This window comes from Haloarcula sebkhae, assembly GCF_014647415.1.
Classification (GTDB): domain Archaea; phylum Halobacteriota; class Halobacteria; order Halobacteriales; family Haloarculaceae; genus Haloarcula; species Haloarcula sebkhae.
Genome location: NZ_BMPD01000001.1, coordinates 636078 through 657319, shown reverse-complemented (window position 1 = coordinate 657319; position 21242 = coordinate 636078). Strand labels below are relative to the sequence as shown.

Genomic DNA, 21242 nt, shown 5'->3' with positions numbered 1-21242 from the left:
ATGAGTCAGGGACGCGAAGCCAAAGTATACGTAAACGGTAGTCTGGTTGGGACACATCCCGACCCGGAACAGCTCGCAGAACAGGTACGACAGGCGCGGCGACGGGGAGACGTCTCCCAGATGGTCAACGTCTCGGTCAAGAACCGGACCGGGGAAGTCATCATCAACGCCGATGCCGGCCGTGCCCGACGCCCGCTGCTGGTCGTCGAGGACGGCGAGCCGTTGATGACCGACGAGGAAGTCGAGCAGGTCAAAGAGGGCGAGCTCGAATTCGAGGAGCTCGTCGAGCGCGGCCTCGTCGAGTTCATCGACGCCGAAGAAGAGGAGGACATCCTCGTCGGCGTCGACGAGGACGAACTCACCGAGAAGCACACGCACCTGGAAGTCGACCCGCAGCTAATGTTCGGTATCGGGGCCGGGATGATTCCTTACCCCGAACACAACGCCTCGCCCCGGATTACGATGGGGTCGGGGATGATCAAGCAGTCGCTTGGCCTGCCGTCGGCGAACTACCGTATTCGTCCGGACACTCGCCAGCACCTGCTGCACTACCCGCAGCTGTCGATGGTCAAGACCCAGACCACCGAACAGATCGGCTACGACGACCGACCGGCGGCACAGAACTTCGTCGTCGCCGTCATGAGCTACGAGGGGTTCAACATCGAGGACGCACTCGTGATGAACCAGGGGTCGGTCGACCGCGCACTCGCCCGCTCGCACTTCTTCCGCACGTACGAGGGCGAGGAACGGCGCTACCCCGGCGGTCAGGAGGACCGCTTCGAGATTCCCGACGACGAGGTACGGGGCGCACGCGGCGAGGAAGCGTACACGCACCTCGACGACGACGGCCTCGTCAACCCCGAAACGAAGGTCGGCGAGAACGCCGTCCTGCTGGGCAAGACGAGCCCGCCCCGGTTCCTCGAAGAGCCGGACGACATGGGTGGTCTCTCACCGCAGAAGCGCCGGGAGACGAGCGTGACGATGCGTTCGGGCGAATCTGGCGTCGTGGACACGGTTACGCTGATGGAAGGCGAGGACGGCTCGAAGCTCTCCAAGGTCTCTGTGCGTGACGAGCGAATCCCCGAACTCGGGGACAAGTTCGCGTCACGGCACGGCCAGAAGGGTGTCGTCGGCCACATCGCCCCGCAGGAGGACATGCCCTTCACCGAGGAGGGTGTCGTCCCGGACCTCATCATCAATCCGCACGCGCTGCCGTCGCGGATGACTGTCGGCCACATCCTCGAGATGATCGGTGGGAAGGTCGGTGCACTCGAAGGCCGCCGCGTCGACGGCACTGCCTTCACCGGCGAGGACGAGGAGGAGCTCCGTGGCTCGCTCGAAGACCACGGCTTCGACTCCAGCGGTAAGGAGACGATGTACTCCGGCGTTACCGGCGAAAAGATCGACGCCGAGATCTTCGTCGGCGACATTTTCTACCAGAAGCTGTACCACATGGTCTCGAACAAACTGCACGCCCGCTCGCGTGGGCCGGTGCAGGTGCTCACCCGCCAGCCGACCGAGGGGCGCGCCCGCGAGGGTGGCCTCCGTGTGGGTGAGATGGAGCGGGACGTGCTCATCGGGCACGGTGCGGCGATGGCGCTCAAGGAGCGCCTGCTCGATGAGTCCGACCGCGAGTGGATCAACGTCTGTGGACAGTGTGGGATGACCGCCGTCGAGAACGTCGAGCAACGGCGCATCTACTGTCCGAACTGCGAGGAGGAGACTGACATCCACGAGGTCGAGATGTCCTATGCGTTCAAGCTCCTGCTCGACGAGATGAAGGCGCTCGGAATCGCCCCGCGGATCGAACTGGAGGACGCAGTATGAGTTCACAACAGACACCCCAGGAAATCGGTCAGCTCAGCTTCGGGCTGATGGACCCAGAGGAGTACCGAGAGATGTCGGCCACGAAAGTGATCACGGCCGACACGTACGACGACGACGGCTTCCCAATCGACATGGGGCTGATGGACCCGCGACTCGGGGTCATCGACCCCGGGCTGGAGTGCAAGACCTGCGGGAAACACAGCGGGTCGTGTAACGGCCACTTCGGCCACATCGAACTCGCTGCGCCCGTCATCCACGTCGGCTTCGCGAAGCTCATCCGCCGGCTCCTGAGGGGGACCTGCCGGGAGTGCTCCCGGCTCTGTCTCGACGAGCACGAACGCGACGAGTTCGCGGACCGACTGACACGAACTCAGGACCTCGGTCGCGACCTCAACGACGTGACCAAGGCCGCCATCCGGCAGGCCCGCAAGAAGGACCGCTGTCCGTTCTGTGGCGAGAAGCAGTACGACATCAAACACGAGAAGCCGACCACCTACTACGAGGTGCAGGACGTGCTGGCCTCGGACTACCCCGAGCGGATCGCTGCCGCGATGGAGGAGTCCGAGGAGCCGATTTCGCCCATCGAGCTCTCTGAGGAGACCGGTATCGACAGCAGCCGCGTCCAAGAGATACTCAGCGGCGAGTTCCGACCCCGGCAGGAGGACCGCAAGGCGCTTGAGAAGGCACTGTCGGTCGACCTGACTGAGGAGGACATGAACAAGCTGATGCCCAGCGATATCCGGGACTGGTTCGAGGACATCCCGGACGAGGACATCGAAGTGCTGGGGATGAAGCCGGCCCGCTCCCGACCGGAGTGGATGATTCTGACGGTGCTGCCGGTGCCGCCGGTCACCGCTCGCCCCTCGATTACGCTGGACAACGGCCAGCGCTCCGAGGACGACCTCACTCACAAGCTCGTGGACATCATCCGCATCAACCAGCGGTTCATGGAGAACCGCGAGGCGGGTGCGCCACAGCTGATTATCGAGGACCTCTGGGAACTGCTACAGTACCACGTCACCACGTTCATGGACAACGAGATCTCGGGCACGCCGCCGGCGCGACACCGCTCTGGCCGGCCGCTGAAGACCCTCTCCCAGCGCCTGAAAGGCAAGGAGGGCCGCTTCCGTGGCTCGCTGTCCGGGAAACGCGTGAACTTCTCCGCTCGTACCGTCATCTCGCCGGACCCGACGCTCTCGCTGAACGAGGTCGGTGTGCCGGACCGAGTCGCCAAGGAGATGACCCAGACGATGAACGTCACCGAGCGCAACCTAGAGGAAGCGCGACGGTACGTCTCCAACGGGCCTGAAGCACACCCCGGCGCGAACTACGTCAAGCGGCCGGACGGCCGCCGGCTGAAGGTGACCGAGAAGAACTGCGAGGAACTCGCGGAGAAGGTCGAAGCGGAGTGGGAAGTGTCCCGCCACCTGGTCGACGGCGACATCATCATCTTCAACCGCCAGCCGTCGCTGCACCGGATGTCCATCATGGCCCACGAGGTCGTCGTGATGCCGTACAAGACGTTCCGGCTGAACACGACCGTCTGTCCGCCGTACAACGCTGACTTCGACGGGGACGAGATGAATATGCACGCGCTTCAAAACGAGGAAGCCCGGGCTGAGGCCCGCGTCCTCATGCGCGTGCAGGAACAGATGCTCTCCCCGCGCTTCGGCGAGAACATCATCGGCGCGATTCAGGACCACATCAGCGGGACCTACCTGCTGACCCACACTAATCCGAAGTTCAACGAGACGCAGGCGCTCGACCTGCTCCGGGCGACCCGAATCGACGAACTGCCCGAGGCCGACGGCGTCGACGAGAACGGCGAGGAGTACTGGACCGGCCGCTCGCTGTTCTCGGAACTGCTGCCGGACGACCTGAACCTGGAGTTCACGTCCTCCGCCGGCGACACGGTCGTCGTCGAGGACGGCCAGATGACTGGCGGCACCATCGACGAGGACGCCGTCGGCGCCTTCGGCGGCGAAATCGTCGACACCATCGCCAAGGACTACTCGCGGACCCGTGCCCGGATTCTCGTCAACGAGGTCTCGGCGCTGGCGATGCGGTCGATCATGCACTTCGGGTTCTCCATCAGCATCGACGACGAGTCCATCCCGCGAGAGGCCGAAGAGCAGATCAACGACGCCATCGACAGCGCGTACGACCGCGTCGAGGAGCTCATCGAGACCTACGACCGCGGCGAGCTCGAATCACTGCCGGGTCGGACCGTCGACGAGACGCTCGAGATGAAGATCATGCAGACGCTGGGCAAGGCACGTGACTCCGCCGGTGACATCGCCGAGGACCACTTCGGCGAGGACAACCCGGCCGTCATCATGGCCGAGTCCGGTGCGCGTGGGTCGATGCTGAACCTGACCCAGATGGCCGGCTGTGTCGGCCAGCAGGCAGTTCGTGGCGAGCGGATCAACCGCGGCTACGAGAACCGCACCCTCTCACACTTCGAGGAGAACGACCTCTCGGCGGACGCCCACGGCTTCGTGGAGGCCTCCTACCGCTCCGGGCTCGGCCCGAAGGAGTTCTTCTTCCACGCGATGGGTGGCCGCGAGGGTCTGGTCGATACGGCTGTCCGGACGTCGAAGTCCGGATACCTGCAGCGCCGTCTCATCAACGCCCTGTCTGAACTCGAAACGCAGTACGACGGGACCGTCCGGGACACCTCGGACACCATCGTCCAGTTCGAGTTCGGCGAGGACGGGACGTCGCCTGTCGACGTGTCCTCGAATCAGGACGGCGACATCGTGGACGTCGAGCAGATCGCCGACAGCGTCCTCGACGAGGAGTTCGAGAGCGAGAAGCAGAAAGAGAGCTTCCTCGGGACCCGCACCGAGCGGACCAACCTCTCGGAGCACGCGGACGACTGGTGGATGGCCGAGGGTGACGACTAACAATGACAGCACACGACGTATCAGCAGACATCGAAGCCGTCGTCGAGGACACTGAGCTGCCGCGACGGCTGAAAGACGAAGTGTACAGCACTATCGAGGAACGCGGCGTCGGCGTCGACGACGCCGACCGTATCGCCAAGGCCGTCGAGACGCGCTATCTCGACACGCGTGTCGACCCGCTGGACCCGGTCGGGACCGTCTCGGCCCAGTCTATCGGCGAACCGGGAACGCAGATGACGATGAACACGTTCCACTATGCGGGGGTCGCCGAGATCGACGTGACACAGGGCCTGCCACGGCTCATCGAGCTGGTGGACGCCCGGAAGACGCCGGACACGCCGATGATGACGGTCCACTTAGACGAGGAGTACGCCGAGGACCGCGAGCGTGCCCACGAGGTCGTCTGGAAGATCGAGGCGACGCGCATCCTCGCGCTGGGCGACATCTCGACGAACGTCGCGGACATGCTCGTTGAGATCGACCTCAACGAGGACACGCTGCTGGAGCGGTGGCCGACGGTCAACGACACGGACGCCATCGCCGAGGAGATCGCCGAGACGATCGAGTCGAACCTCGGCGTCTCGACCCGGCAGGCCGGCACGGTCATCGAGTTCGGCCCGGAGGAACCCAGCTACCGCGACCTGCTGCAGTTGGTCGAGGAGCTACGGGAGATCGTCTTCAAGGGCATCGAGGAGATTACCCGCGTCGTCATCCGCAAGGAGGAGACCGACAACGGCGAGGAGTTCGTCCTCTACACTGAGGGGTCGGACTTCGGCGAAGTGCTGGACATCGAGGGCGTCGACGCCTCCCGAACCACGTGTAACAACATCCACGAGATCTACCGGGAACTCGGCGTCGAAGCGGCCCGCGAGACGCTCATCAACGAGACGATGAACACGCTCGAAGAGCAGGGGCTCGACGACGTGAACGTCCGGCACCTGATGCTCGTGGCCGACATCATGACCAACGAGGGGACTATCGAGTCCATCGGCCGCCACGGCATCTCGGGGTCGAAAGACTCCGTGCTCGCCCGTGCAGCGTTCGAGGTGACGGTCAATCACCTGCTCGACGCCGCCATCCACGGCGAGGTCGACGAACTCGACGGCGTCACGGAGAACGTCATCGTCGGGAAGCCGATCAAACTCGGCACCGGTGACGTCAACCTCCGGATGGGTACGACCCAGGACTGATGCGGGTCGAACTCTCGGACGAAGCACGTCGACTGGTCGCCCTCTTCGAGGACGAGGCAGCCGTCACCGTCCGGGATTGCATCGTCGACGAAGACCACGACCAGGTGGTGTATCTGGTCAAACGCGGGGAGATGGCTGACGCCATCGGCCCGGGTGGCCAGACGGTCGAGCGCGTCGAGGAGCGTCTGGGCCGCGAGGTCAAACTCGTCGAAGCCGCCGAGACAGCCGAGGACTTCGTGGCCAACGCGCTCGCGCCGGCCGCGGTGTACAACGTCACCGTCTCGGAGAACGACGACACCGTCGCCTACGTCGAAGTGGCACAGGAAGACCGCGGGGCTGCAATCGGCCGTGAAGGGCGGAATATCGATGCCGCTCGGCAACTGGCGAAGCGACACTTCGAGATCGACGGTATCGAACTGACCTGAGTGGGGCGGTCCCGCTCGTATCGTCCTTTTCTAAAGCTTACCGGAAAGCGACTGCGTTCAGTCGTCGCCCACTGAGACATCCGACGCGTCGTGCTCGTACACGTCGGTATCACTGTGTGTGGTTCCGCTCTCGACATCGAACGTCTGCAGGAGTTCACTGAGGTCGCCGGCCTGGTCCGACAGGGATTCGATACCGCTGGTGACCTCGTTGATCGTCGCGGTTTGTTCCTCCGCCGCGGCGGCGACGTTCTCGGCGCTGGAGGCGGTCTCCTCGCTGATCGTCCCGACCTCGTCGGTCATCGCCACGACTTCCTCCGTCGTCGCGGCCTGTTCGTCGGTAGCGTCGCTGATGGACTGAATGCCGTTGTTTACCTCTTCGACGCGGTCGACGATGGCCTCAAGCGATTCGATGGCGTCGTCGACGGTCTCGATACCATCAGTGACGGAGTCGCCCATCTGTCTGATGTCGGTCACGGCGTTGCCGGTGGTGTCCTGCACGTCTTCGATAACCGTCGAGACTTCCTCGGTGGCTTCGGTCGTCTCCTGTGCGAGGCCTTTGATCTCGTCGGCGACGACGGCGAACCCTTCACCCGCTTCACCGGCACGGGCGGCCTCGATGGAGGCGTTCAGGGCGAGCATATTGGTCTGTTCGGCGATGTCGTCAATCAGGTCGACGATATCGCCGATCTGCTCCATCTCCTCGTCGAGGGACTCGACGCGGTCGATTGTTTCGTCTGCTCGTCCCTCGATATCGTTCATCACCTCGATAGCCTCCGATGCGCGCTCACTGCCGGTTTCGCCGATCTCGGCGGCCTCGTTCGACGTGGCCGCAACCTCGTCGGCCTGTGCTGCGACCTCCTCGACCGTCGCCGAGAGCCCGGACATCTCGTCGACCGTTTCTTCGATGTTCTCGTACTGCGTCTCTGCGCCGTCGGCGATCTCTTGGACGGATTCGCTGACCTCCTCGCTGGCACCACGGACCTCAGTAGCGCTTGCGGTGATCTGGCCGGCGGAGCCATCCACGTCGTCGGCGAACTCCCGGATACGCATGACTGTCTGGCCGAGCTGGGCGAGCATATCGTTGAACGCCGCGGCGATATCGGCCATCGCATCGTTGTCCGTGTCGGTATCCAGCCGCTGAGTGAGGTCGCCGTCGGCTGCTTTCCGCATCACGGCCGAGAACTCCTCGGCCTGCTGTTCGAGCGTTCCTGCTATCTCTTCTGCCTCCGCCTTGGACTCCTCAGCCTCCTGCTGGGCCTGTTCGAGGTCGCTGATGAACGATTCGAGGTTCCCGTGCATGTTCGACAGCGACGTTCCGAGTTGGCCGGGGACATCCTCGTCGAGTGCGGGGTCGTCGAACGCCTGTCTGGAGAGCGCGTCCGCCTGTGCGGCGACGGTGTCGAGATACGTCTTCATATCGTAGAAGGCGTTCTGGACGTCGCCGACCTCGTCGAGGCGGTCAGACTGTTCGATGTCGGTGTCGAAGTTCCCAACCGCGAGGGCTTCCGCCTGTGTCGAGAGCCGTCTGAGTGACTGCATGATGCCGCGACCGACAAGAACGCCGATAAGGGCAAACCCAGCCAGCGAGACGCCGATGATGGCAATAAAGCTCCCCTGAATACTGTCACGTAGTGCGAAGGCGGTCGATTTCGGGGCCTGCTTGATGACAATCCATGGCGTGTCGTCGACGGACTCCGCGGCGACCAGATACGACCCGCTCCGGGCCACGCCGCTGTCTTCCGCTGTGAGTGCGGTCAGGTTGGCGGAGACGTTGTACTGCGTGCCGATGGTCGAGGCGTCCTCGGCGAATTGGACCGTCCCGTCCTGTCGGATGATCCGCGTTTCACCGCCCTCGATGGAGTTGCGGAACTGGGCCGTCCGCGCGGTCACGTTGTGGACAACGACGACCAGTTTGTCGCTTCGGGCGACCGGGCTCGCGAAGGCGATGTACTTCCCCCCATCGTAGGTGTACACTTTCGACATATCGACCGAGTTCGACCCGGTGACCGAGAGGCTCCCGCCCTCCCACGCGAAGTCGTCCGTCCGGAGCGACGTCTCCCGTCGGTCGCTCAGCGACGATTCCCTGATTTCCAGAGTCTCTTCATTGACGTAGTGGATGGCGTACACCGAGTCCGGCTGGTAGAACGCTTGCCGCTGTAACGCGCCACGGATCATCGTCGGACTCCCCTCCTGAACGTCGGACAGCGTCGAGAGGGTTCGAGCGGCATTTCGCTGGCTCCGAACCCAGTCAGCCGTTGTCGTGGCCGTCTGGACGGCCCCGGTCTGTAGTTCGTTCTCGCGCTGTTCTGTCAGTTCGTCTGCAACCGTCCGCTCCGCGGTGACGCTAACACCTGCAACGAGCAGGGCGATACAGAGAATGATAAGCGCCAGCTTCCGGAGATACGTTTGCCGGACGACATCTGGGAGACGTTGTTCAAGTTTCATAGCTACTACGGCAGGTCTGTCTGAATAACTCAAGCGCCGGTACTAGAAACCACCTGCCCAGTTATCACACCTGATTCCGTACGCGCGTGCTGTCCCCTCCGTTTGACGGGCTGTGGCACCGTGACCTGTGGCTTCTGGCGTGCAGACTGTTGGCTATGCGGCTGTGAATTGCCTTGTCAATTCAGGCTATCTCTCCATCGAAGTGGTTACCGCCGATAGTATCAGTCGACTCCGACACGCGGACGAGGTTGTAGAGAGCAGGTTCCCGACGGACGGCGGGAGTACTACGTGACACCTCATCCCGGCTGAAACACCGTGCTGACCGTTTCTCTCCCGTTGTTGTGGCCCACCCCGCGTTATCCACCGTACTTTTTCACCCGTCTATGGCACAGAACGCCACACACGCCGACGCTACCGGCTGAGTCCGAAAGAGGAGTCTTAAGTACCTCCGAAAGGTACCAGTGCCTACTATGGCGAACGGCAAGTACGCCGCGCGCAAGCTCAAGAAGGACCGCCAGAAACACCGGTGGTCCGACACTGACTACGCGCGTCGCGAACGCGGCCTGGGCAAGAAGTCCGACCCACTCGAGGGTGCGCCCCAGGGACGAGGTATCGTACTGGAGAAAGTCGGAATCGAGGCCAAGCAGCCTAACTCCGCTATCCGGAAGTGTGTCCGCGTCCAGCTCATCAAGAACGGTAAGCAGGTCACCGCGTTCTGTCCCGGTGACGGCGCTATCTCTTTCATTGACGAGCACGACGAGGTCACGATCGCGGGTATCGGCGGGGCGAAGGGCCGCGCGATGGGCGACCTCTCCGGTGTCAACTACAAGGTCGAGAAGGTCAACGGTGTCTCTCTCATCGAACTCGTTCGCGGGAACGCGGAGAAACCGGTCCGATAACCATGAGTGCCGAAGATACACCCGAGGCTGACGCTGATGCGGCTGAGGAAGGCGAGTCGGAGACGGCCCGCGCGAAGCTGTTCGGCGAGTGGGAGATCGCGGACATCGAGTACTCCGACCCCTCGACCGAGCGCTACATCACTGTTACGCCGATCGCCCACACGATGGGTCGTCACGCGGACAAGCAGTTCAAGAAAAGCGAGATCAGCATCGTCGAGCGGCTCATCAACCGCCTGATGCAGACCGACGAGAACACGGGCAAGAAGCAGCTCGCGACCTCGATCGTCACTGAGGCGTTCGAAATCGTTCACGAACGAACCGACGAGAACCCGATTCAGGTGCTCGTCAGTGCTGTCGAGAACAGCGCCCCACGAGAGGAGACCGTCCGCCTGAAATACGGTGGCATCTCGGTCCCGAAGGCTGTCGACGTCGCACCACAGCGCCGTGTCGACCAGGCCCTGAAGTTCATCGCCGAGGGCGTGTACGGTGGCTCGTTCAAGACCACCACGAGTGCCGCTGAGGCGCTCGCACAGCAGCTCATCGGTGCTGCTAACGACGACGTTCAGGCCTACGCGGTTAACCAGAAAGAAGAAAAAGAACGCGTCGCGGCTGCCGCTCGCTAATCCGGCTGTCTCCGACATCTTTATGCTTCTTTGTTCTGCAGTGAAATCTCTGCGAAAACCGTGCCGGGACGGCCGGTCTCGCCCCAAGTATCTTCGCGTGCTCGCTGGTACCGGGGCCACTGGGCTGGCCGGCTGTTGCGGTGAGTCCGGGACACAGGACGAGTCCTCGGACTCGACACCGACGGCAGGCTCGGCACGGGCGGTCGGCGGAAACGCGCTCTGTGAACCACTGGCTATATTTCGGTTGACGAGAGAGGGAGACCCATGGCAACAGAGCAATCCGTCGACCTTGTCGACGACGAGACTGTGGGCTTGTTCACGAAGGCGGTGCTACTCGCGGCGCTGACCGCGGGGCTCGCACAGCTATCTATCCCGATCGGACCGGTGGTGTTCTCGCTGCAGCCGTTCGGGATGTTTTTTGCCGGCCTGCTACTGGGGCCGCTGTGGGGCGGCGTCGCTCTCCTGTTGTACCTGCTGGTCGGTATCGCTGGCGCTCCGGTGTTCTCGAACGGGACCGCAGGTATTGGGTATGTCATTGCCGGGAAGACCGGCGGCTTCCTCGTCGGCTTCCTCGTCGGCGCGGTCGTCGCCGGCGCTATCGCACACCGGGGCATAGCGCCGAAACCGGTCGCTGACCTCTCTGTTCCGGTTCAGGTCGTCGCGCTCACCGCGGCGGTTGCCGTCGTGTATGCGATCGGCATCCCGTGGATGGCGGTGGTCACCGGGCTGCCGTTCGCCCGCGCCGCGGCCCTCATGGCTCCGTACATCCCGCTCGACCTCCTGAAGCTCGGTATCGCGATCGCCATCGTGCAGGGTGGGTATCTCGCCGGTCGATGATCGAGGTCAGCGACCTGCGCTATCGGTACGGCGATGTCGATGTCCTCGACGGGGTCACACTGTCGATACCTGATGGTCAGTACTGTCTGCTCGTCGGGCCGAACGGGAGCGGCAAGACGACGCTCGTCCGGCATCTCAACGCCCTGCTGACGCCCGACGCCGGAACGGTCACCGTCGACGGGACCGACGTGACGGACGACCCCGTCGTCGCCCGGACACGTATCGGGATGGTGTTTCAGCACCCCCGCGACCAGTTCGTCGCTGCGACCGTGGCGGCTGACGTGGCCTTCGGCCCGGAGAACCTCGGGCTCGACAGGGTTGAGATCGATCGCCGGGTCGACACGGCACTCGACGCTGTCGACCTCGGTGATGCCGCCGAGAGCCGTATCGACGCCCTCTCGGGTGGCGAACAGGCCCGCGTCGCCATCGCGGGGGCACTCGCCATGGAACCGGACTACCTCGTGCTCGACGAACCGCTCGTCGGGCTGGACTGGCCGGCGAGGCAGTCAGTACTCGACCACCTCGACGCGCTCGCCGCTGATGGCACGGGTGTCATTGTCGTCACGCACGACCTCCGGGACCTCCACGAGCGGGCCGACCGCCTCGTCGCACTGCACGAGGGGCAGGTCGTTCTCGATGCGCCGCCAGCCGAGGCGCTCGATACCCTTCCGGACCTCGGCATCAGAGACCCACGATGTTGAGCTACCGACCCGGCTCGACGGTCGCACATCGGCTGGACCCGCGGTCGAAGCTCCTATTTCAGTTCGGGTTCGCTATCGCTGCGGTCGCTCATCCAACGCTCCCGTGGCTCGTCGGGACGACCGCGTTCGCGCTGTGTGCGCTCGCGGCGGCCCGGCTCTCGCCGCTGGCCGTTCTGCGCTCGTATCGGATCGTCCTTGCCGTGCTGGCGCTGGCCCCGTTCGTCGCCGGTGTGGCGCCTGGCCCACCGTGGTTTCGGGTCGACCCGGCGCTCCGCTCGGCGCTGCACGTCGGACGTATCCTCCCGGTGTTGCTCGTCAGTGCCGCCTACCTCACGTCGACGCCGGTTCGGGACACACGGGCGGCGGTCCAGCGTCTGATTCCCGGGAAGCCAGGCCAGATTCTCGGCATCGGGATGGCGCTCGTCGTCCGGTTGTTCCCGCTGGTGCTCGCTGACGTTCGGGAGGTGCGTGACGCCATCCACGCTCGTGGCGGCGAGGCCCGCCCGCTCCGAGATCGCGTTCGGTTGCTCGCCGTCCGGTCGCTGGAACGGACGCTCGACCGCTCGGACCGGCTTTCGGTCGCCCTGCGGGCCCGCTGTTTCGCGTGGAACCCGACGCTGCCGCCGCTTGCCTTCGACCGTCGTGACTACCCGGTGCTCGCTGTCGGTATCGCGTTGGCGGTATCGCCGCTCGTCTCGGTTTAGCCGGTCGCCTGCGTGGACTCGGCGGTTGTCTCATTTTCTCGGGGCTGTTGTTCGAGGGTGGTCGCCACCCACTCCGGACGCGTGACCGTCTCCGGGTCGGTGTTGAACCGAACAGTGCTGTTGGCGACAGCCGGCGCGCCGTCCCGCATCCCGGCGTAACGTACCGATGCGCGCTTAAGAACCCCCGTCCCGATGACGACCGCTCGGATGCGACTCGTTTCGACGCGGTCCAGATCCGTGCTCGTTCCCAACTCCTCACTCAGGTTCCGTGATTCAAGTGCGTACGTCGGCGGGTCGGCGTCGGTGTCGCTGGCGACGATGGCCGCGTTCTCGTCCGATAACGTCCTCGCGACGTTGTACGCGGTCCGCCGGTACGGATACCGCCGGTGGGACTCCCCGACCCTGTACCGCGTCGTCCCGTTTGCATACTGAAGACGGAGAACGTGAACGGACTCGTTAGTCCACGCGCGTCTGCTGACGATAGCGTCACCGCCGCCCCGTTCAGGCTCTGTCCGGTGACGCCACGAGAGAATCCTGCCGTCGGCACCCACCATCCGACCCTGCTCCAGCCGTCGCACTATCGTCCCGTTGGCGAACTGGACGGTTCGGGCAACCGTGACGGTGTAGCTCCTGTTCGTCAGCCGCCGCTCGTGGGCGCTGCCGAGTCGCTCGGGGTCGCTGATGCTGTTGGCAGTGACACCTGGCGGCAGGCTCGGGTCCGGCGTGGGGACCGGGGCGGGCGTCACGGTCCGCTCGCCGCTGTTTGGGCCGGCAGTGCTGAAGGCAGTACAGCCTCCAAGGACGACGAGCGAAACCAGAGCGATTCCGACAGCGAGTGAGCGGGGTTGCACGAGCGGGCCTTCGAACGCTTGGTTGAATTGGTCTTCGGCGGCCAACTACGGGCCGGAACGAACACGCGCCGGTCTGTCACTCCACGATATCGACGCCGGTAATCTCGAACCGTGCGCCGCCCTCGCTCCCCTCGTCGATAGTCACCGTCCAGTCGTGAGCGTCGGCGATTTCCGCGACGATCCAGAGCCCGAACCCCGTCCCGGCGTCTGATGTCGAGTATCCCGTTTCGAACACGCGCGACCGGTTCGCCTCGTCGATACCCTCGCCGTCGTCTTCGACGTAGAAGCCGTCGTCAAGCTCTCCGATGGTGACTACCACGTCGTCACCGCCGTGTTCGACGCTGTTGCTGAACAGGTTCTCGAGCAGCTGTTCCAATCGGCTCCTGTCGGCACGAACGACGGCGTCCGTCTCGACAGCGAGTTCGGCGTCGCTGGTTTCGACGTTGTGCCAGCACTGTTCGGCCGTGTCCGTGAGTGCCACGACGCCGGCGTCAACCGCCGACTGCTCGTCGCGTGCGGCCGCGAGCAGGTCGTCGATGAGCGTCCGCATCCGTTCGAGCGCGTCACTGGCGCTGTCGAGGTGTTCGCTGTCGGACTCCTGCTGGGCCAGTTCGATGCGTCCCTCGGCGACGGATAGCGGGTTCCTGAGGTCGTGGCTGACGATGCTCGTGAACTCTTCGAGACGTTCGTTTGTCTCCTCCAGCTCCTGCTCGCGGCGCTTGCGTTCGGTGATGTCACGGTCGATACCGATCGCCCGGACTGGAGCCCCGTCGCCGTCGGATTCGACGCGGCCCTTCGCCTCCATCCAGCGGACCTCGCCGTCACGGATGATTCGGAACTCGGCTTCGTACGTGCCAGTCTCGGTCGCCGATTCGATGCGTGCCGCTACGTCCCGCTGGTCCTCGGGATGGACCAGCGGTAAAAACTCGTCCAGCGACTCGATGTCGGTGCCATACAGTGTTTCGGACCCGGGGTAGTACGACAGGCCGCCGGACTCGAATTCGCGGTCCCAGACGACCGTATTCGTGGTCTCTAGCGCGATTTCCATCCGCTCGCGAGCCCCCTCCAGTTCGCGCTCCCGGAGCTTTCGGTCCGTGATATCCTGGACAGAGCCACGGAGTTTGACAACGTCGCCGTTCTCGGTGACCGGTTCACACAGCGCGCGGACCCACCGGAAGTGGTCTTCGTCTCCGATACGCACCTCCATGTCGTACCCCTCAGCCGTTTCTATCGCTCGATGGAACTCAGCCATGACCGCTTCCCTATCGTCGGGGTGGTACAGGTCGACGATGGATTCGACGCTCAGTTCGTCATCCGGCGTCAACCCATGTATCTGATAGAACTCGCTTGTCACCGTCATTTCCGGCGGGTCGGTTGTCACGTCTATCTCCCAGCCGCCGACACTCGCGATCCGCTGGGCCTGGTCGAGGAGTTCCTTCGTCCGGGTAAGTTCCTGCTCGCGTGCCTTCCGTTCGGTGATATCCCGACCGATACCGGCCAGCATCGGATTTCCGTCGGGGTCCTCGACGCGGGTCGCCGTGAACTCGTGAGGGATCTGATCTCCCGATTTCGTAATAAACGGTACCTCCACGCGGGTGGTATCACCCTCGAACACCGATTCGATCGCGGCCAGAACAAGGTCTCGATGCTCTTCCGGGAAGAATTCAGCTCCATGGGTTCCGGCGACTTCGGCAGCCGAGTAGCCAGTCACGTTCAGCAGACTCTCGTTCCAGCGCCGGAAGCGGCCATCGCTATCGAGGACGTAGAACACGTCGTCGATGGCGTCCAGCATGTCGTCGGTGTACTCCTTGTACCGTTCGAGGCGCCCCTCGCGCTGCTGACGTTCGAGTTCGTAGCTCACCCACTGCGCTGCGAGATGAACGAACGTCTTCTCGTCTTCGGTGAAGGAAGTCTCGCGGGACGACCGGTCGACGAAACAGAGTGTCCCCGAGTGCGTATCGCAGACGCGGACCTCACCGCTGATGTACGTCTCGAATTCCCATCGTTCGTACGCTGGATCGGATTCCCAGCCCTCTTCGGACGCTTCCGCGATTGCCATGACGCTTCCCGCGTCGGTCATCTTCCGGCAGTACGACTCCGACAGCGGCGTGACAGTTCCCGGCGTGAGCCGTTCGTCGCTCCCGCTCGCATAGCGAATGGTAAACTCGTCGCGGTCAGTATCGCTCGAGGACAGGAACGCGCCGGCAGTCCCGAGACGCTCCTGACCCAGATCCAGAACCGCCTGAATCTTCTCTTCAAACGAGGCGTCGGCGTCGGCGCTGATTTCGTAGAGCTTCCGGAGCGTCTGGTTGTGCTCCGCGAGCTGGTTCTTCGTGGCTTCGAGTTCGCGCTCGTGGTTCCGCCGCTCGGTGATGTCACGAGCGAATCCGGCCACGCGAACTATGTCGCCGTCGTCGTTCGTGATCGGCTCGCCCTGTATCCAGACCCAGCGCTGATACTCCTCTGTTGCGTTGACACGGCATTCGACGTCAGCCGATTCGCCGTTCATCAGGCTCCGCATCGTGTCTTTCATCAGTTCGCGGTCCTCGGGATGGATGCCGTTTAGGAAGTCGTACGGGTTGTCACGGAGCCTGGCCACCGACCGCCCCCAGATGTCCTCGTAGGCTGAGTTGATCACGAGCAGTTCGCTCAGGTCGGCGGTGAACTCCCAGAGGATATCGTGGGTCGCCTCGGTGAGTTCACGGACGCGGCGCTCTGACTCGGCGGCTTGTCGTTTCGCGCGGTACTCGGAGACCGCGTTTTCGATGCGGTTGGCCAGCAGTTCGTACACCTCGACGCCGAACGACTTCTGTAGATAGTCGGTAACGCCCATCGAGATCGCTTCGCTGGCTACCTCTTCGCTCCCTTTGCCGGTGAACAGAATGAACGGCAGATCCGGGTTTGTCTCCCGAATCGCGTCGAGCAGTTCGATGCCGTTCATCTTCGGCATATCGTAGTCGGAGACGACAGCGTCGAACCCGTTTTCGGCGAGCCGATCGAGCCCGTCTCGTGCGCTGGTCGCGGTTTCGACGGAGATTCGGTCGTCCGCGGCCTCCAGGGAATCCGCTGCGACAGCCACGAAATCGCGATCGTCGTCGATGTGTAACACCCGAATTCGTTCGCCGACGACATCGGTTTCCCCGTCGAGATGTCGGCCACGAAGCGCCTCGGTCATAGTCAGCTAGTTCACAAGTCCATGCAAAAACAGTTCTGCCGGTTAATCCGTGTTCGCGCGCGAGCGAAGCCGGCAGTCGTTGACGGCGAGGCCCTACCTGTGTGTGACGACACGGCCCGTCGGTAATCCGACAGCACCGGGACATCCGGCTTCAGTCTGCCGCACGACCGCCGCCGCCGGCGTACGCGCGAGTCACGTCGACGAGCGCCTTCCGGAATTCGGACTCGTCCGGTTCGGGCGAGAGTGCCGCGAAATGGTGCTTGAATTCCGCGAGATCGACCGATTCGGCGTCCTGTGCCGCGGCGTGCGCGAGGTCGTACAGGCGGTGGTCCGAGCCGACCAGATCGTGGCGCTCACACAGCGCAAGAGCGAACGCTGCGTTGACAGCTGTGATGTCCGGATCTGCAGCCGGCGTCAGCCGTGCGGCCGGTTCGCTGGGGTGGCGCACCCGGGTCAGCGATGCCGAGCGATCCCAGGTCGGCGGATCGCCGGGGCGGTCCGCGACGGCAGCCGCGAGGCTGGCTTCCAGAAACGGCACCAGCTTGTCGCCGGGAACCACCGGCATCCAGATATCGTCGGCGTAGACGTCCTTCATGTGGTTAGCGATCTGGTAACAGTGCGTGAGCTTTCGCTGTTCGACCGATCGCCCCGCCAGCGCGAGGTAAATGGCTTCTCGCGTCGATTGTGTGTGCGATGGATGCCCGCATTCGTGGTGGTGCATGTGTGCGTACTCGTGTAACGCGAGTTCGCGGGCCATTGCACTCGTGGCGGCCTGACGGGAGATCGTCAGCCTGTGGGCGTCCTCGCTGTGGCTGACGCGGGTACGCTCGTCAGGGTCCTCCCGGACCCGGACAGTCACTGGTCGTTTCAGGTCGTGTTCCGTCGAGAAGAGGTCCCTCGCTCCGAGAAACGGTTCGGCCGGCCCACCCTGCACGTGCACGTCCATGTGTCACTATCTCACGGGGCGAAGCGCTATTAATGCACGGGTGGGGGCAGCGTTCGCACGCAGCGCTCAGGACTCGAGCGCCGCGAAACCGCGCTCCAGGTCGACCCGGAGGTCCTCGACATCCTCGATCCCCACCGAAAGGCGGATGAGTGTATCGGAGATGCCGAGGTCGTCCCGCGCCGCCGGTGAGAGCGGTTCGTGTGTCATCGCCGCCGGAAGCTCCGCTAGGCTCTCGACACCGCCGAGGCTGACTGCCAGCGTCACCGTCTCTAACGCTTCGAGAAAACGCTTGGCATCGGCCATTTCTCCGGTCAGTTCGAACGAAAGTACGCCGCCAAAGCCCTGCATCTGCTCGCGGGCGAGGTCGTGCTGTGGATGGCTCTCTAGCCCCGGGTAGTGGACCGTTTCGACGCGCTCGTGGTCCTCGAGGTACCGCGCAAGGGCCATGGCGTTGTTCTCGTGGCGAGTCATCCGGACACCCAGCGTCTTGATGCCCCGCGAGATGAGGTAGCTGTCGAACGGGGCGAGCATATTCCCGAGGGCGATCTGCTGGCGGAACTCTACCCGTTCGGCCACCTCGGGGTCGTCGGTAATCAGCGCGCCGCCGACGGCATCGCTGTGGCCGTTGAGGTACTTCGTTGTGCTGTGGACCACGAGGTCCGCGCCGAGCGACAGCGGTTGCTGGAAGTACGGACTCGCGAAGGTGTTGTCGACCCCGACCGTCGCGTCGTAGTCGGCGGCGACGGCCGCAATCGCGTCGATGTCACACAGTCTGATACCCGGGTTTGTCGGGGTCTCGACCCAGACTAGCTCTGTTGCCGGTGTCATCGCGGCCGCTACAGCGTCGACATCGGTCGCGTCGACGAACTCCACGTCGACACCGAGCTGGTCCCGGAACAGCGTTTCAAACATTCGTCGCGTGCCCGCGTAGAGGTCGTCGAACGCGACGACGTGATCGCCCGGCTCGACCAGTGAGAGCACCGCTGTTGCGACGGCTGCCGTCCCCGAACTGAAGGCATAGGCCTGTTCTCCGCCTTCGAGCGCGGCTAACTCCTGTTCGAGGCCGTGTCGTGTCGGGTTCGACAGCCGCGAGTAGAGGAACTCCCCGTCTCCGGGGTCGATGTCCTCTAGAGACAGGTCCGTGTCGAGCCCGGCCAGTTCGTAAGTCGAGGAGAGGTGTATCGGGAGCGTGACGTCCCCTGCTGCTGACGCCGTCTCAGTATCGACTGCGATCGTGTCGAGGTGTGGACGCCGAGTCATACGCTTCCCTCTGCTGGCTGGCGCTAATACCTTTGCAATCATTACTCATTCGACTGCAAATAATTATAATCGCTGAGCATACGCCTTTAGCTATCGATCGGTCGGAATGCCAGACCATGCCACGCGAACGGCCGGATTTCGAGCGGTCACGGCCGTAGTGAAACACTATCCTTTTGACCCTGCTGTTGATAGAATGCTGTATAATGGGCCGACGTAAGAAAATCGTCCAAGAATGTGAGACACTGATGGACGATCCGGAGCACATCCGGAACATCGCCATCGCTGCTCACGTCGATCACGGAAAGACGACGCTGACAGACAATCTGCTGGCCGGTGCCGGCATGATTTCCGACGACACTGCCGGCGAACAGCTGGCGATGGACACCGAGGAAGACGAACAGGAACGTGGGATCACCATCGACGCGGCTAACGTTTCGATGACCCACGAGTACGAGGACCAGAACCACCTCATCAACCTTATCGACACCCCTGGCCACGTCGACTTCGGTGGCGACGTGACCCGCGCGATGCGTGCCGTCGACGGCGCGCTGGTGGTCGTCGACGCCGTTGAGGGCGCGATGCCCCAGACCGAGACGGTGCTCCGGCAGGCGCTCCGCGAGGGCGTCAAGCCGACGCTGTTCATCAACAAGGTCGACCGCCTCATCTCCGAACTTCAGGAAGGCCCTGAAGAGATGCAGAAGCGCCTGCTCGCGGTCATTCAGGATGTCAACGAACTCATCCGCGGCATGACCGAGGAGATGGACGACATCGAGGACTGGACGGTCTCCGTCGAGGAAGGCACCGTCGGCTTCGGCTCCGCGCTGTACAAGTGGGGCGTCTCGATGCCGTCGATGCAGCGGACCGGCATGGACTTCGGCGAAATCATGGAGCTTGAGCGCAACGACAACCGCCAGGAACTCCACGAGCGCACGCCGCTGTCCGACGTGGTGCTTGACATGGTGTGTGAGCACTTCCCCAACCCTGTCGACGCCCAGCCGATGCGCGTTCCGCGTATCTGGCGTGGTGACGCCGAATCCCAGCTCGCCGACGACATGCGGCTGGTCAACGAGGACGGCGAAGTCGTCCTGATGGTTACTGACATCGGTGTCGACCCACACGCCGGCGAGATCGCCGCCGGTCGTGTCTTCTCCGGTACGCTGGAGAAGGGTCAGGAGCTGTACGTCTCCGGGACCGCGGGCAAGAACCGCATCCAGAGCGTCGGCATCTACATGGGTGGCGAGCGCGAGGAAGTCGACCGCGTCCCCGCCGGGAACATCGCCGCCGTCACGGGCCTCAAGGACGCTATCGCTGGCTCCACTGTCTCCAGCGAGGAGATGACGCCGTTCGAGTCCATCGAGCACATCTCGGAGCCGGTCATCACGAAGTCCGTCGAGGCGCAGAACATGGACGACTTGCCGAAGCTCATCGAGACGCTCCAGCAGGTCGCCAAGGAAGACCCGACCATCCAGGTCGAAATTAACGAGGACACCGGCGAGCACCTCATCTCCGGGCAGGGTGAACTCCACCTGGAAGTCATCGGCCAGCGTATCGAGCGCAACCAGGGTATCCCGATCAACACCGGTGAGCCGATTGTTGTCTACCGCGAGGCCCCGCAGGAAGACAGTCGCGAAGTCGAAGGTCGGTCGCCGAACAACCACAACCGCTTCTACATCAGCATCGAGCCGCTCGGCGAGGACATCGTCGAGACGATTAAGATGGGCGAGGCGTCGATGGACATGCCAGAACTGGAGCGCCGTGAAGCGCTGCAGGAGGCCGGTATGGACAAGGACGACTCCCAGAACATCGAGCACATCCACGGGACCAACATCCTGCTCGATGAGACGAAGGGTATCCAGCACCTCAACGAGACGATGGAGCTCGTCATCGAAGGTCTCGAAGAGGCCCTCGACGACGGTCCGCTCGCGTCCGAGCCGGTACAGGGGTCGCTCATCCGTCTCCACGACGCCCGCCTCCACGAGGACGCCATCCACCGCGGTCCGGCTCAGGTCATCCCGGCTGTCCGCGAGGCTGTGCACAACGCACTTATCGACGCCAGTATCAAGCTGCTGGAGCCGATTCAGCAGGTCCGCATCGACGTGCCCAACGACCACATGGGCGCTGCCAGCGGCGAGATTCAGGGCCGCCGTGGCCGCGTCGACGACATGTACCAGGAAGGCGACCTGATGGTCGTCGAAGGCGTCGCGCCGGTCGACGAGATGATCGGCTTCTCCTCCGACATCCGCTCCGCGACCGAGGGTCGTGCCTCCTGGAACACCGAGAACGCCGGCTTCCAGGTCCTTGCCGACAACCTTCAGCCCGACAAGATCAGCGAGATCCGCGAGCGCAAGGGGATGAAGCAGGAACTGAACCCGGCCATCGACTACTTCTAAGTACCTTTTTACGTCACCCCCCTCTCCTCGCGCGCTCTGTGAGCGCGCTGCGGGGAGCGGGTT

General features: G+C 63.6%; 15 protein-coding genes. 10 read left to right on the top strand and 5 right to left on the bottom strand.

The features are described from left to right. From rpoB to IEY38_RS03415, 4 genes are read left to right on the top strand one after another with little or no spacing between them, the layout of a single operon-like run. Positions 1-1827 (top strand): DNA-directed RNA polymerase subunit B, encoded by a 1827-nt coding sequence (gene rpoB, locus IEY38_RS03430; RefSeq protein ID WP_023843439.1) that lies wholly within the window; start codon positions 1-3, stop codon positions 1825-1827. Further along, entirely contained in the window at positions 1824-4733 is a 2910-nt protein-coding gene (locus IEY38_RS03425; RefSeq protein ID WP_005537131.1) for a DNA-directed RNA polymerase subunit A', read from the top strand. Before rpoB ends, IEY38_RS03425 begins: the two co-directional genes overlap by 4 nt. Positions 4734-4735: 2 nt before the next feature. Beyond that, entirely contained in the window at positions 4736-5923 is a 1188-nt protein-coding gene (gene rpoA2 / locus IEY38_RS03420; protein ID WP_188975357.1) for a DNA-directed RNA polymerase subunit A'', read from the top strand. Continuing rightward, the gene (locus tag IEY38_RS03415; RefSeq protein WP_005537133.1) at positions 5923-6348 is read left to right on the top strand and encodes a NusA-like transcription termination signal-binding factor; all 426 of its coding nucleotides are present in this window, start codon (positions 5923-5925) and stop codon (positions 6346-6348) included. Before rpoA2 ends, IEY38_RS03415 begins: the two co-directional genes overlap by 1 nt. Before the next feature lie 57 nt (positions 6349-6405). On the opposite strand, the gene IEY38_RS03410 is transcribed toward IEY38_RS03415, so the two are convergent. Beyond that, on the bottom strand, positions 6406-8793 hold the full coding sequence (locus IEY38_RS03410; protein WP_188975355.1) for a methyl-accepting chemotaxis protein: 2388 nt from the start codon (positions 8791-8793) through the stop codon (positions 6406-6408). Between the two features lie 470 nt (positions 8794-9263). Between IEY38_RS03410 and IEY38_RS03405 the strand changes: the two genes are divergently transcribed. The 5 genes from IEY38_RS03405 (at position 9264) to IEY38_RS03385 (ending at position 12557) form a co-directional block, all read left to right on the top strand. Then, the gene (locus IEY38_RS03405; protein WP_004515440.1) at positions 9264-9692 is read left to right on the top strand and encodes a 30S ribosomal protein S12; all 429 of its coding nucleotides are present in this window, start codon (positions 9264-9266) and stop codon (positions 9690-9692) included. Between the two features lie 2 nt (positions 9693-9694). After that, positions 9695-10315: a 30S ribosomal protein S7 gene (locus tag IEY38_RS03400; RefSeq protein WP_188975353.1), complete on the top strand. Its 621-nt coding sequence runs from the start codon at positions 9695-9697 to the stop codon at positions 10313-10315. Positions 10316-10579: 264 nt separating this feature from the next. After that, complete coding sequence (locus tag IEY38_RS03395; RefSeq protein WP_188975351.1) at positions 10580-11152, top strand: biotin transporter BioY; 573 nt, start codon at positions 10580-10582, stop codon at positions 11150-11152. Continuing rightward, positions 11149-11853 (top strand): energy-coupling factor ABC transporter ATP-binding protein, encoded by a 705-nt coding sequence (locus tag IEY38_RS03390; protein ID WP_188975349.1) that lies wholly within the window; start codon positions 11149-11151, stop codon positions 11851-11853. The genes IEY38_RS03395 and IEY38_RS03390 overlap by 4 nt, the downstream gene beginning before the upstream one ends. Continuing rightward, complete coding sequence (locus tag IEY38_RS03385; protein WP_188975347.1) at positions 11847-12557, top strand: energy-coupling factor transporter transmembrane component T family protein; 711 nt, start codon at positions 11847-11849, stop codon at positions 12555-12557. The genes IEY38_RS03390 and IEY38_RS03385 overlap by 7 nt, the downstream gene beginning before the upstream one ends. On the opposite strand, the gene IEY38_RS03380 is transcribed toward IEY38_RS03385, so the two are convergent. The 4 genes from IEY38_RS03380 to IEY38_RS03365 form a co-directional block, all read right to left on the bottom strand. Next, entirely contained in the window at positions 12554-13408 is an 855-nt protein-coding gene (locus IEY38_RS03380; RefSeq protein WP_188975345.1) for a hypothetical protein, read from the bottom strand. The genes IEY38_RS03385 and IEY38_RS03380 overlap by 4 nt on opposite strands. A gap of 76 nt (positions 13409-13484) precedes the next feature. Continuing rightward, positions 13485-16583 (bottom strand): PAS domain S-box protein, encoded by a 3099-nt coding sequence (locus tag IEY38_RS03375; RefSeq protein ID WP_188975343.1) that lies wholly within the window; start codon positions 16581-16583, stop codon positions 13485-13487. A 151-nt stretch (positions 16584-16734) separates the two neighbouring features. Then, positions 16735-17529, bottom strand: coding sequence for a DUF5781 family protein (locus IEY38_RS03370; RefSeq protein ID WP_188975341.1), 795 nt, complete (start codon positions 17527-17529; stop codon positions 16735-16737). 66 nt (positions 17530-17595) lie between these two features. Then, positions 17596-18789: a trans-sulfuration enzyme family protein gene (locus tag IEY38_RS03365; protein WP_188975338.1), complete on the bottom strand. Its 1194-nt coding sequence runs from the start codon at positions 18787-18789 to the stop codon at positions 17596-17598. A 203-nt stretch (positions 18790-18992) separates the two neighbouring features. Here IEY38_RS03365 and IEY38_RS03360 point away from each other — a divergent pair, with 203 nt between their 5' ends. Then, positions 18993-21179 carry an elongation factor EF-2 gene (locus IEY38_RS03360; protein ID WP_188975336.1) on the top strand — a complete coding sequence of 729 codons (2187 nt, stop codon included), beginning with the start codon at positions 18993-18995 and terminating at the stop codon, positions 21177-21179. Positions 21180-21242 lie beyond the last annotated feature (63 nt).